A 13031-nucleotide genomic window follows, 5' to 3' on the forward strand; every position below is an offset into this window, starting at 1 on the left:
TCTTGATAAGGGAGTAATTGAATCCAGCTATCTTTGTAGCCATGATGGATGACGGAGTCGTAGCCGCAACACTCACACCGAGGAGAGGGATAGCTCAGTCGACCAGTAAAGACGGTGGCCATTCTGTCATGGACTTTTTCTTTTGAGACGGCGTCTTTAGGAAAAGTAATATTGGAATCATGAATATTTAGGATTTGTTTGATGGTTTTGTCTAGGCAATTATCTTTATATTTGATATTCTTAATACTGGACATTTGGTTCGCCTCCTATGATTGGGTTCAGCGATTTAATTATAGGACAACCAAATGTCTTTTTGTATAAAAAAATACTTGGTGTTCTCACTCAGAAAGAGTAACAACACCAAATATTATAGAACCTAAAAAAGAAGCAAAGTCCCTTGTGGGATTTTTGCTTCTTTTTATTATCTTCTTGGCGCCGTTGCTAAACTACTAATAATACCGAAACGTTTCTTTAAGTAATAACGTAACGCCAATGCCAGACCCGATAGTATAATCATAACCATTGGATCAAGGATTGGGTTTAACGCTGGCGGTAATAATGCTGCTCCATTAAAAACCAAGAACCAGACAATCGTAACTGAGGCCAACATAAGTATTGTTTTCCACGTTTTCGGTTTTTTCGATTTATCCGCTCCAGGCTGCTCGAATTGGTAAACAAATAAATACATCATATAGAACACTAAACCGCCGACGGCAGAAGCTACGATCAATGTTGTTAAACCATAGGTCACAGTTTGTGTTCCACGTGAAACAAACAATCCCATGATCCCTGCAACAACTCCTAATAGACCAAATAACAGTAGGAAATTGTCAAGCCACATCAGTGATGCGGTAGTCGATTTTTTCTGTTCAGCTGGTTTGTTAACAATTGCATCCAGTCGCTCTGAAACTGTTCCAAATAATTGACGCGCGGTTTTCCCAGTTTTTTGTTCCTCGACTAAAATTGGCAGCATCTCATTTAAGGCTACGATAGTTTGTTCATCTGTTAAATTCGCTGCTTTTAAAGCTTTTTTCAAGTCAAAAATATACTGTTCGTTACGTTTAGTCAACTTCGCTTCAAGTTGATTGTTTTCTGCTTGCAACGTTTGTAACTTTTCTGGTTCCATTGTTTCTTTCCTCCCTAAACGTTGAAACGGAACAACATGACATCGCCGTCTTGCACAACATAATCTTTTCCTTCTAATCTCACACGTCCAGCTTCCTTCGCCGCATGCATACTGCCATATTTATCTAAATCATCAAATGATACTGTTTCAGCTCGAATAAAGCCACGTTCGAAGTCAGTATGGATGATACCTGCTGCTTGAGGAGCTTTAGTACCTTTTCGGAACGTCCATGCTCGAACTTCTTGCTCACCTGCAGTGAAATATGTTGCTAACCCTAATAAGTCATAAGCTGTTCGAATCAATTGATCTAATCCAGACTCTTCAATTCCCATTGCTTCTAAGAATTCTGCTTTGTCTTCATCGTCCAACTCAGCGATTTCTTCCTCCGCTTCGGCACAAACAACGATCACCTCTGAATGTTCACTAGCAGCGAAATTTCGCACGGTTTGCACATATTCATTGCTGTCAGGATCAGCAACAGTATCTTCATCAACATTTGCTACATAAAGTACTGGTTTACTTGTTAGTAAAAAAAGGCCCTTAACAATTTTTTGCTCTTCTTCAGTAAATTCAATCGTACGAGCAGATTGTCCTTCTTCTAAAACAGGCTTTAATTTATCCAGAACTGCTAGTTCTGCCACCGCATTCTTTTCTTTAGTTTTAGCTACTTTTGCTACACGAGTATAGCGTTTATTTACAGAATCTAAGTCGGCTAGAACTAATTCTAAATTGATTGTCTCAATATCTTCTAATGGATCTACTCGTCCTTCAACGTGCGTGATATTTTCATTGTCAAAACAACGCACCACATGACAAATGGCGTCTACCTGACGAATATGGCTTAGAAATTGGTTTCCCAACCCTTCACCTTTACTAGCTCCTTTCACAATTCCAGCAATGTCCGTAAATTCAAATGTTGTTGGAACAGTTTTTTTCGGATGGACTAATTCAGTTAAACGCTCTAGACGCCAATCAGGAACTTCTACCATCCCAACGTTTGGATCAATCGTCGCGAAAGGATAGTTAGCAGCTTCCGCTCCTGCTTTCGTAATTGCATTAAATAAGGTAGATTTACCAACATTTGGCAATCCCACAATTCCGGCTGTTAAGGCCATGTTCTACTTCACTCTTTCTCTGTTAAGAATTATTTCTGAGATAGATCAACTTTCTTCTCAAGGATTTTTTTCATTTTCTTCTCAAAATCGCGTCTTGTCATCATGACGATATGACCACAATTGATACACTTAATTTTAATATCCGCTCCCATACGAATGATTTCCCAGCGATTTGTCTGGCAAGCGTGCGGTTTTTTCATTTCAACGATATCACCTAAATCATACATCTGGCAAACCTCCCATTTCGTATTCATATATATTGTCTAAGATTCATCAAAATGAATATTCAAAATATCTAAGATACGCGTCAAATCTGATGGTGACAAATACTCGATTGAAATTTTGCCTTTACCGTCTTTCTCAACGATTTCAACACCTGTTCCAAATTTATCCATCAAACGATCTTCGCTTTCTCTTAAATAGTAAGGTTTTTCCTTGGTTAATCGAGGACCTTTTCTCTTATCTTTCGCTTTCCCCTCGTTGTATTCAGTAACAATCTGTTCTAATTGACGCACTGTCAGATTCTCTTTTACTGCGCGATTCGCTAGTTTCAAGATTTGATCTTTTTTCTTTAACCCTAGTAAGGTCCGAGCTTGCCCCATTGACAAACGTTCGTCCTGTACCATTTCTTTCACCAGTTTAGGCAGGGTCAATAAGCGTAAATAATTGGCGATATACGGACGGCTTTTCCCTAATCGGTTGGCTACATCCGCTTGCGTCAATTTCAAATTTTTCATCAGCATTTCATAAGCTTCGGCTTCTTCCAATGGATTCAAATCTTCCCGCTGTAAATTTTCCAATACAGCAATCTGCATCATTGCCTCTTCATCAAACTCGCGGATAATCGCAGGGATTGTTTCTTTTCCTGCTAATTTTGAAGCACGAAAACGACGTTCACCAGCAATTAGTTCATACCCTTTTACAGCTGATTTTCTCACAATAATCGGTTGGAAGACACCTGATTGCTCGATTGAATTAGCTAACTCTTGCAAAGACGTTTCGTCAAATGATTTTCGCGGTTGATAAGGGTTGGGGCGCAAATCACTCAAAGGTATTTCAACCACTTGATCGTTTTTTATATCGACTTCTTCAATTTCAGAAAGATCTTGAAACAAAGCATCAATTCCTCGACCTAATCCTTTATTTTTGCTCACGAACTAACACTTCCTTTGCTAGAGCTTGATAAACTTCAGCACCTTTTGATCGTGGATCATAATCGATGATCGGTTTGCCATGGCTAGGTGCCTCAGATAAACGGACATTTCTCGGAATAATTGTATCGTAGACTTTTTCTTGGAAATAACGACGAACTTCTTCAACCACTTCCGCACCAAGATTTGTTCGAGCATCATACATAGTTAACAATACGCCTTCAATCTCTAAACCAGGATTGAAATGTTTTTGAACTAAACGAACCGTGTTCAACAATTGGCTTAACCCTTCTAACGCATAATATTCACATTGAACCGGGATCAAAATCGCATCACTAGCTGTAAAGGCATTAATTGTTAAATGTCCTAATGATGGTGGACAATCTACTAAAATAAAGTCATATTCATCACTTACTTCTGCCAAAGCACTTTTTAAGCGTGACTCACGAGCCATCATAGAAGTTAATTCGATCTCCGCTCCAGCTAATTGTAAAGTCGCAGGAACGATTGACAAATTTTCTCGTGATGTCTTAATGATCGTCTCTTTAATGGAAACCTCATTGACTAAAACGTCATAAATATCTTGTTTTACATCGGGTTTGCGCACACCTAAACCACTTGTAGCATTCCCTTGTGCGTCACTATCAATCAATAAGACTTTCTTTCCGTCTTGAGCTAAGCACGCTCCCAAATTGACAGTTGTAGTTGTTTTTCCAACTCCGCCTTTTTGGTTTGCAACAGATATGATCCGTGCCATCTAATTTCCTCCTAGTTCATATTAAAGTATTTATTTTCCAAAAGAAAATAAGTGATGTTTATCCATTTAAACTACTTTAATGGCTGTTTGTTTGGTAGGCCTGGTTTACGTGGATATTTTTTCGGTGTATCTTTTTTCTTCTGCACTGTAATAATGTGCCGTGTATCTCCATTTGGTAATGAAACATCTTCAGCTTGGAGGAGCTTACCGCCTAATAAAGCAATTGCCGGTTTCGCTTCTACTAATTCCTCTTCACTTTTTGCTGCTTTTAAAGCAAAAAAGTAGCCATTCTTTTTGACTAACGGCAAGCATAATTCTGTTAAAACATTCAGACGTGCCACTGCTCGTGCGGTCACAAAATCAAAAGCTTCACGAAACTCAGAATTTTGCCCAAAAGACTCCGCCCTATCATGATGAAGATACACACCTTCTAATTTTAAAGTCTCTACCAACGTTGTCAAAAATGTGATTCGCTTATTTAAGGAATCCACGATGGTGACCTCTAACTCTGGAAAAACAATTTTTAATGGTAAACTAGGAAACCCAGCACCTGAACCAACGTCACATAACTTTCCTTTCGCTGTGAACGCTTCAGAAAAAGCCAATGTAATGGAATCATAAAAATGTTTTAGGTAGACCTCTTCACGTTCAGTAATCGCAGTGAGATTCATTTTTTTGTTCCATTCAATTAATAAGTGAAAGTAGGACGCGAACTGATCCATCTGCTTTGCAGATAATTCAATTCCCTGCTTGCCTAATTTCGCTTGAAATTCTTCTGGTGTCATAAGAAATCCTTTCATTTTCGTGAAACAGAAAAATGTTTCACAGACTATTCTCTACTTTAACGCATTATTGCTTTACATGCAATGGTTTACGTATGTTTCACACAGAGATTAAGAAAGCTTTACTCTCCTTTTTTAATATTTCCTAGAACGTTGTCATGGATTTTTTTTATTATATTTTTTGTTTTCCCTTGCTAGATTCTAGATCATTAAAGTCTATATGAGGAATACTTTTTCATAAAAATATTCAAATTGAACAAACGAGTTATCAGCAAAAAATCAATCAACCTATCCTTATTCTAATTTTGATAATTGCCTATCAAATAAAATGCTGTATCAGAGACGAATGAATGTGTCTTTATTCACAAAAACGCATTTTAGAAAGCGCTTAGATTGAGAATGGTTGAACAAAGCGGTTTTTTATCATAGATTTCTTTATGTTCAAGGTGAAAGTAAAGCTATAATATCTGATAAATCGCAGTGATGGCATAAATGTTAGAGATGTGCTGAAGTAATGATTTTACTGTTTGCATCACAAAAAAGCGCGAAAATTACACTGAAGATACTCTAATTACTATTTCCTTTAACTCTCTATTAGAGGTGAATAACCGTATTTCTGATCAGCTCTTTGTTTCTATTCTACATAGTGGCTTTTACCCCAGAGCAGATTATTGCCGCAGAATCAAAAGTGATTAATTGAGGGAAATAAGAAACTCTCTCATTAGAAAATCGTTATTTTTAACGTTGTTTACAAGCAAATTTGACTCTTGATCCTTAAAAATAACTTGCGTGTTTCACATGGAACATCCAATTAACTTAACTACGCTTTTAAAAAGAGATCAGACCCTTTATATTACGGGGCTGATCTCTTTTAATATACTATTACATTAGATCGTTTCACTATCAACCTTCGCTATCTTTCCTTGCTCCACATACACCATTAGAATACTGATATCTGCAGGGTTTACGCCACTAATACGGCTGGCTTGAGCGATTGTCTCAGGTTGAATTTTTTGTAATTTTTGCTTTGCTTCTGTTGCTAACCCATTGATTGCCTCATAATCAATTCGCTCTGGAATGCGTTTGGCTTCCATCCGCTTCAGCTTTTCAACTTTTTCCATCGCTTTTTTTATGTAGCCTTCATATTTTATCTGGATCTCAACTTGTTCAACTTCTTTTCCTGTCAAATCATCATTTGCTGGAATAAATTGTAACAATTCTTGATAAGTGATTTCTGGCCGTTTCAAGAAATCACTCGCTAAAACACCATCTTTCAATTCTGCACTGTTTTTAGCTCTTAGAAAGCTTTGAACATTAGCAGTGGGTTTTATGCGAATTGATTGTAAACGAGCTATCTCAGCTTCGATATGCGCCTTTTTAACTAGGTATGCTTGATAGTTTTCTTCTTCAACTAAGCCGATCTTATGTCCAATTTCAGTCAAACGTAAATCAGCATTATCATGACGTAAAATCAAACGATATTCTGCTCGTGAAGTCAATAAACGATACGGTTCATTGGTTCCTTTAGTTACTAAATCATCAATCATGACACCAATATATCCATCACTACGTTTCATGATAAATGGTTCTTTCCCCTGAATCTTCAAAGCAGCATTGATTCCAGCCATTAATCCTTGACCAGCAGCTTCTTCATATCCGCTAGTTCCATTGGTTTGTCCAGCAGTATAGAGATTTTCGATCACTTTCGTCTCTAAAGTTGGGCGTAATTGGTGAGGAGCTACCATGTCATATTCGATGGCATAGCCTGTCCGCATCATTTCAGCGTTTTCTAAACCTTCAATCGAATGTAAAACGTCATTTTGAACATCTTCTGGCAGTGAAGTTGATAACCCTTGGACATATACTTCTTCTGTATTACGTCCTTCTGGTTCTAAGAATAATTGATGACGTTCTTTGTCTGCGAAGCGTACAATCTTATCCTCAATTGATGGACAATAACGAGCCCCTACCCCATCTACAATACCTGTAAACATCGGTGCACGATGCAGATTATTTTGAATGATTTCATGACTTTTGGGATTCGTATAGGTCAACCAACAAGGAATTTGTTCCGTTAAATACTGACTATCTGGCGTTTGATAACTAAAGTGATTAGGTTTTTCATCGCCAGGTTGAATCTCTGTTTTTTTGTAATCGATAGAACTAGATTTCACTCGCGGCGGTGTTCCGGTTTTAAAACGATGAATTTCTAAACCTAATTCCTGTAAATGATCAGCTAGTTTGATTGATGGCTGAGAGTTATTAGGACCTGAAGAATATTTTAATTCGCCGATAATAATCTCCCCGCGCAAAGCCGTCCCTGCTGTAATAATTACAGCCTTCGCTGAATAAACTGCACCTGTTGAAGTGACAACACCTTTGCAAATACCCTCTTCAACAACTAAACGATCGACGACTCCCTGCTTCAAAGTTAATTTTTCTTCTTTTTCGATCGTGTGTTTCATTTCCTCTGCATACGCATGCTTGTCTGCTTGAGCACGCAAAGCGCGTACTGCTGGACCTTTCCCTGTATTTAACATCCGCATTTGGATATATGTCTTATCAATGTTACGTCCCATTTCGCCTCCAAGTGCGTCGATTTCTCGGACGACCACTCCTTTAGCCGGTCCACCAATAGATGGATTACATGGCATGAATGCTACCATATCTAAATTGATTGTTATCAACAAGGTTTTTTGTCCCATGCGCGCTGTTGCTAAAGCCGCTTCAGAACCCGCATGACCCGCACCAATAACAATCACATCATAATTTCCTGCTTGATATTCCATATAGTCGCTCCTTTACTATTTTCCTAAACAAAATTGACTAAATAATTGTGTGATTAATTCATCTTGCACACTATCTCCAACGATTTCACCTAAATAATCCCAACAGCGTGTCATATCAATTTGGACAAGATCTACAGGCATACCCGCCATAATGCCATTTTGAACCTCGTTTAATGATTGTCCAGCCTTTTCTAGTAGTGCGATATGACGAGTATTCGATACGTAAGTGGCATCTTTTTCTCCAGTTTGACCGCCAAAAAAAAGTTTTGCGATTGCTTCTTCAAGTTGATCTAGTCCAGCTTTCTCTAAAACGGAGATTGAAAAGACTTCATCTTCACTCAAATATGCAGAAAGATCCGTTTGCGATAGATGACTCGGCAAATCGGTTTTATTCAATAAAACAATGCGTTTTAATCCTTGTGTCGCTTCCAATAGTTCTCTATCTTCCGCAGTTAGGGCTTCGCTTTGATTTAGGACTAACAAAATCAAATCTGCCTCTCCTAATGCTTTACGGCTGCGTTCTACTCCAATGCGTTCTACCACGTCATCTGTTTCACGAATTCCTGCTGTATCAATCAGTTTCAAAGGAACCCCGCGTACATTAACATATTCTTCAATGACATCGCGTGTAGTTCCGGCAATTTCTGTTACGATTGCTTTTTCTTCATGTAATAAATAATTGAGTAAGCTCGATTTCCCCACATTTGGACGACCAATAATTGCGGTACTTAAACCTTCGCGCAAGATTTTTCCTTGCTTGGCATTTAATAATAACGCGTCAATCTGTTGACCCACTTGTTGGGCTTTTTCCAATAATAATTGAGTCGTCAATTCTTCGACATCATCATATTCTGGATAGTCAATATTTACTTCAACTTGTGCCAGTGTTTCTAAAATTTCTTGACGTAAACGACGAATTAGATGAGATAAATTGCCATCTAATTGATTGATCGCGACACTCATCGCTCGATCTGTTTTGGCACGAATCAGATCCATAACAGCCTCTGCTTGTGATAAATCAACACGACCGTTCAAAAATGCTCGTTTAGTAAACTCACCTGGCTCAGCTAAACGTGCACCAGAGCGCAAAATTAGTTGCAGCAATTGATTTACTACCACAATACCGCCGTGACAGTTAATTTCCACTATGTCTTCACGTGTAAAGGTCTTCGGTGCACGCATCACACTTACCATGACTTCATCGACTATTTCTTGTTCTTCTGGATCAATGATATGTCCATAATGGATCGTGTGTGATGGAACATCTAACAAACTTTTTTTTCCGCTGTGATAAACACTATCTGCGATTGCTACTGCGTGGTCGCCACTCAATCGCACGATACTGATCGCGCCTTCACCTGGCGGAGTCGAAATTGCTGCAATTGTATCAAATTCTAAGGTGATCTCTGCCACTTGTTTTCCTCCTATTAATTAAGAACATAAAAAAAGTGCCTACTCCACCCCTTGAAAAAGGAGTAGATTGAGCACTTTGACTGCTTTTTCTACAAAATTCTGGTGTTAGATTAGCATAGATCTTTCAACAATTCAAGTTTTCTTACCAAAATACCTGCTTTTTCAAATTTTGTTTAAGAACTTCTATAACTAAAAAAGATCACAAAAAAGTGCGGAGCAGGTCAACTGCTCCGCACTATTCATTTTAAACAGAATTAGAAATATTTTTTCGCTGGTTCAACAACCAAATAACGATAAGGATCTTCACCTTCAGAATGAGTTTTGATGTATTCATCTTTACTCAAAGCAGAATGAATCATTTTTCGTTCAAAGGCAGGCATTGGTTCTAAAAATACCGGACGACCTGTTTCCTTAACTTTTTCCGCCGTTCGTTGCGCTAAACGCGTTAGAACCTCTTCACGTTTTTGTCGATAATTTCCAACATTTACTACTACTGATAATTTTTCTTTTGCAACGCGATGTAAGAAGACTTGAGCTAAATACTGCAAAGCATTCAATATCTTACCATGTTTACCAATCAGCATCCCCTGCTTGCTAGTTTCTAGATTCATGACAATCAAACCACTTGCTTCATGCTGAATCTTAACCAAAGCAGGCACACCCATATCATTCGTAATATTCGTTAAGTAAAGCGCCAATTCTTTGACGGCCTCATCTTCATTTAATTCAACTAATTGACTAGGTGTGTCTGTTGTTTCAATTGGCTTCGATACTTCTTCTTCAAGCTTCTCCTCGACAAACTGTTCTTTTATTGGTTCTTCAGCCGCTTCGGAAGTAACGATATTTTTTTCAACAATAATTGGTTCAATCGAGACACGAGCATCTTTTTTTCCCATTCCTAGAAACCCTTTTTTCGCATCTGATAAAATTTCGATATCGACCGCTTCTTTCTTTAACCCTAAAGCGTGCAATCCCTTTGAAATTGCTTCGTCGATCGATGGTCCTTCATAAACAGGCATTTTCTAAACCTCCTTATTTATAGTTGATGGATAGTCTTATTTTTTCCGTTTTTTCTTCGGATGCTTGGCTTTTTGAAGCGCACGTTCTCTTTCACGAATTTGACGAGCTGCTTCTTCTCTTTCACGACGAATCTTGAAAGGATTATTAATTAGTAACGTTTGAACTACTTGGAAAGCATTCGAAATTACCCAGTACAATGACAAACCACTTGCCAAATTTAATGCCATAACAAAGATCATCACTGGCATCGCAAAATTCATGATTTTCAATGAAGCATTAGATTCAAGCTGACTCATGCTAGATAGATAACTACTTGCAAAAGTAAAGACTGCTGCAAGGATAGGTAAAATAAAGTATGGGTCGGATTGACTCAAGTTCAACCATAGAAAATGACCAGACCGCAGTTCAGGAATTCGTAAAATTGCTTGGTACAAAGCCATCATTACGGGCATTTGTACTAACAACGGTAAACAGCCTGCGTAAGGGCTCACATTATTTTCTGCATAGAGCTTTTTTGTTTCCTCTTGCAATTTCAGTTGTGTCTCTTGATCACGTGTACTGTATTTTTGTTGGAGTGCTTTGATCTTAGGCTGTAACTCTTGTGTTTTACGCATACTCTTTGTTTGAAAATGCATAAGCGGCATTAAAATAATGCGAATGATGATTGTAAATAGAATAATCCCTATTCCGACATTACCAAAGGACAAACCTTTAATCGCTTGGCCGAAATAATAAACGACATAACGATCCCACACGCCGCTACTGCTTGCACTGACTTCACCAGTTCCACAGGCGGATAACAAGAAGACGAGACTCAGCAATCCTGTCATTAATAGTATTTTTTTATAGTTCTTCACTTACATCTGTTTCCTTCCTAACTTAATATTTTTGCTAATTTTAAGACATGTATAAGATTCGAACGCATTTCATCATGAGGCAGATCTTTCGTGGCTGGGCGAGCGATCACGATAAAGTCTATAGGTGGTAAGTCGGTTTTCAATTCCTGCAAAACTGCTCGAATTTGTCGTTTTACTTGATTTCGTGCTACAGCATTCCCAACTTTTTTACCGACTGACAAACCTACTCGAAAATGTTTTTGACCAGAAGGTTCTAGACGGTAAACTACGAATTTTCGATTCGCAAAAGAAGCACCTTCTTCAAACACTTTTTGAAATTCTCGTTCTTTTTTGACCCGATATTTTTTCTGCATCTAGTTTCCTTCGTTTCTTTTAAATCTATACCTGACAATAATACCATACTTCAAATTAAGGAATCATCCTTATTTATCAGAAAAATTCCTTAAGAATCACATTTTGGATACAAAAAAAACCACTGACCGGCAGTGGCTTAAGCAGCAAGTACTTTTCTTCCTTTACGACGACGGCTTGCTAATACGCGACGGCCGTTTTTAGTGCTCATGCGTTTACGGAATCCATGAACTTTTTGACGTTTACGTTTATTGGGTTGATAAGTTCTTTTCATTAAAATACACCTCCATAGCTAACTTTACATAGACATACCCGAATATTATAACGACTCATTCCCTACTTTGTCAATCATGAAATGAAAACAGCGAGTGAAATTCGCTAAAATTTTATGTTTCATCTTGTATTTTTTTATCAGACGCCGATTGTAAAATTAAGCTAGACAACTAAAAAAGCCATTTGTGCTACACTCAAAATAGTTCTGACCAAAGAATTATAAGGAGTGAGTACAAATGACCTATACCCATCTTACAACGGATGAACTTGTAATGATAGAGTCTTATTTCAAAATAAATCAATCTGTTGCGAAAACTGCGCATTGCTTGAATCGTTCAAGACAAACGATCCATAAAGTATACCTATTCTTCAAGCAAGGAAAATCAGCCTTAGAATACTATCAACAGTATAAGAAAAACAAATCAAACTGTGGTAGACGCCCGCTTGTTTTACCCGAGGAACAATCAGAATATATTCAAAGAAAGGTTGTTCAAGGATGGACACCCGATGTGATTGTTGGTCGTGCAGCGTTTCCTATTCGTTGTTCTGCTCGTACCATTTATCGTATGTTCAAAAAGGGGCTATTTAATCCTTCTGACTTACCGATGAAAGGCAAGCGTAAACCGAATGGACATCAAGAAAGGCGTGGAAAACAAGCTTTCCGCCGCTCTATTCATGAACGTGAAAAAGATTATAGCCAATTCTCAAATGAGTTTGGTCACCTTGAAGGTGACACTATCGTAGGTCTGAAACATAAAAGTGCTGTAATTACCTTAGTTGAACGATTATCAAAAGTTATCATCACATTGAAACCGTGTGGTAGACAAGCGATTGATATTGAAAAAAAATTAAATCATTGGTTTGAATCTGTACCGAAAAATCTATTCAAATCCATCACTTTTGATTGTGGAAAGGAATTTTCAAATTGGAAACAAATCAGTAATGCCAATGATATTGCCATTTATTTCGCTGATCCAGGAACGCCGTCTCAAAGAGGCCTAAACGAGAATTCTAACGGATTGTTACGTAGAGATGGTTTATTGAAATCTATGGATTTCAATTCAGTAGATGAATCTTTTATTCAATCTGTCACATCTAAACGAAATAATATTCCTAGAAAATCACTGGATTATCGAACACCTTTGGAAGTATTTTTGAGTTACGTAAGTATTGATGATTTGTCTAACTTAATTTGACAATTAAGAAGATCAAAAAATCAGCTCTTTATTTTTCGCAAAAACGCTGTTCATTTGAAGATTCTTTTATTACCAAAAAGAAAAATTTATCCACAAAATCTGGGGATAAACTCTAACTAATTGTGTAAAACTTTTTTCCACAAAAAAACTTGCATAGAATTTTCAAATGCTTTTTCCACTCTTTTTTATCTTTTTGATAAC

13 protein-coding genes and 1 pseudogene are annotated in these 13031 nt (G+C 37.7%); 1 reads left to right on the plus strand and 13 read right to left on the minus strand.

From position 1 onward, the window contains the following. The 13 genes and pseudogenes from OMU_RS23355 to rpmH form a co-directional block, all read right to left on the minus strand. Window positions 1-254: pseudogene (locus OMU_RS23355) on the minus strand (ISL3 family transposase); the annotation flags it as partial. A 167-nt stretch (window positions 255-421) separates the two neighbouring features. Next, a complete protein-coding gene (locus tag OMU_RS07150) occupies window positions 422-1126 on the minus strand; it encodes a DUF1129 domain-containing protein (RefSeq protein WP_016179275.1) in 705 nt (234 codons plus the stop codon). A 14-nt stretch (window positions 1127-1140) separates the two neighbouring features. Then, complete coding sequence (gene ychF, locus OMU_RS07155; RefSeq protein ID WP_016179276.1) at window positions 1141-2241, minus strand: redox-regulated ATPase YchF; 1101 nt, start codon at window positions 2239-2241, stop codon at window positions 1141-1143. 29 nt (window positions 2242-2270) lie between these two features. Next, window positions 2271-2468, minus strand: coding sequence for a DUF951 domain-containing protein (locus OMU_RS07160; protein WP_016179277.1), 198 nt, complete (start codon window positions 2466-2468; stop codon window positions 2271-2273). A gap of 36 nt (window positions 2469-2504) precedes the next feature. Continuing rightward, window positions 2505-3395, minus strand: coding sequence for a ParB/RepB/Spo0J family partition protein (locus OMU_RS07165; RefSeq protein ID WP_016179278.1), 891 nt, complete (start codon window positions 3393-3395; stop codon window positions 2505-2507). Next, window positions 3382-4149 (minus strand): ParA family protein, encoded by a 768-nt coding sequence (locus OMU_RS07170; RefSeq protein ID WP_016179279.1) that lies wholly within the window; start codon window positions 4147-4149, stop codon window positions 3382-3384. Before OMU_RS07170 ends, OMU_RS07165 begins: the two co-directional genes overlap by 14 nt. A 71-nt stretch (window positions 4150-4220) precedes the next feature. Then, window positions 4221-4934, minus strand: coding sequence for a 16S rRNA (guanine(527)-N(7))-methyltransferase RsmG (gene rsmG, locus OMU_RS07175; protein WP_016179280.1), 714 nt, complete (start codon window positions 4932-4934; stop codon window positions 4221-4223). A gap of 884 nt (window positions 4935-5818) precedes the next feature. Continuing rightward, on the minus strand, window positions 5819-7720 hold the full coding sequence (mnmG, locus tag OMU_RS07180; RefSeq protein ID WP_016179281.1) for a tRNA uridine-5-carboxymethylaminomethyl(34) synthesis enzyme MnmG: 1902 nt from the start codon (window positions 7718-7720) through the stop codon (window positions 5819-5821). 15 nt (window positions 7721-7735) lie between these two features. Beyond that, window positions 7736-9133, minus strand: a complete 1398-nt coding sequence (gene mnmE, locus OMU_RS07185; protein ID WP_016179282.1) for a tRNA uridine-5-carboxymethylaminomethyl(34) synthesis GTPase MnmE — start codon at window positions 9131-9133, stop codon at window positions 7736-7738. A 254-nt stretch (window positions 9134-9387) separates the two neighbouring features. After that, the gene (gene jag / locus OMU_RS07190) at window positions 9388-10152 is read right to left on the minus strand and encodes an RNA-binding cell elongation regulator Jag/EloR (protein WP_016179283.1); all 765 of its coding nucleotides are present in this window, start codon (window positions 10150-10152) and stop codon (window positions 9388-9390) included. A 36-nt stretch (window positions 10153-10188) separates the two neighbouring features. Further along, window positions 10189-11010: a YidC/Oxa1 family membrane protein insertase gene (locus tag OMU_RS07195; protein WP_016179284.1), complete on the minus strand. Its 822-nt coding sequence runs from the start codon at window positions 11008-11010 to the stop codon at window positions 10189-10191. Window positions 11011-11027: 17 nt separating this feature from the next. Continuing rightward, window positions 11028-11363 carry a ribonuclease P protein component gene (gene rnpA / locus OMU_RS07200; protein WP_016179285.1) on the minus strand — a complete coding sequence of 112 codons (336 nt, stop codon included), beginning with the start codon at window positions 11361-11363 and terminating at the stop codon, window positions 11028-11030. 137 nt (window positions 11364-11500) lie between these two features. Beyond that, window positions 11501-11635 carry a 50S ribosomal protein L34 gene (rpmH, locus tag OMU_RS07205; RefSeq protein WP_006703104.1) on the minus strand — a complete coding sequence of 45 codons (135 nt, stop codon included), beginning with the start codon at window positions 11633-11635 and terminating at the stop codon, window positions 11501-11503. A gap of 235 nt (window positions 11636-11870) precedes the next feature. Here rpmH and OMU_RS07210 point away from each other — a divergent pair, with 235 nt between their 5' ends. Further along, window positions 11871-12830: an IS30 family transposase gene (locus tag OMU_RS07210; RefSeq protein ID WP_002330482.1), complete on the plus strand. Its 960-nt coding sequence runs from the start codon at window positions 11871-11873 to the stop codon at window positions 12828-12830. The last annotated feature ends 201 nt before the right edge of the window (window positions 12831-13031 follow it).

The sequence above is a fragment of the Enterococcus avium ATCC 14025 genome (assembly GCF_000406965.1).
Taxonomy (GTDB): domain Bacteria; phylum Bacillota; class Bacilli; order Lactobacillales; family Enterococcaceae; genus Enterococcus_A; species Enterococcus_A avium.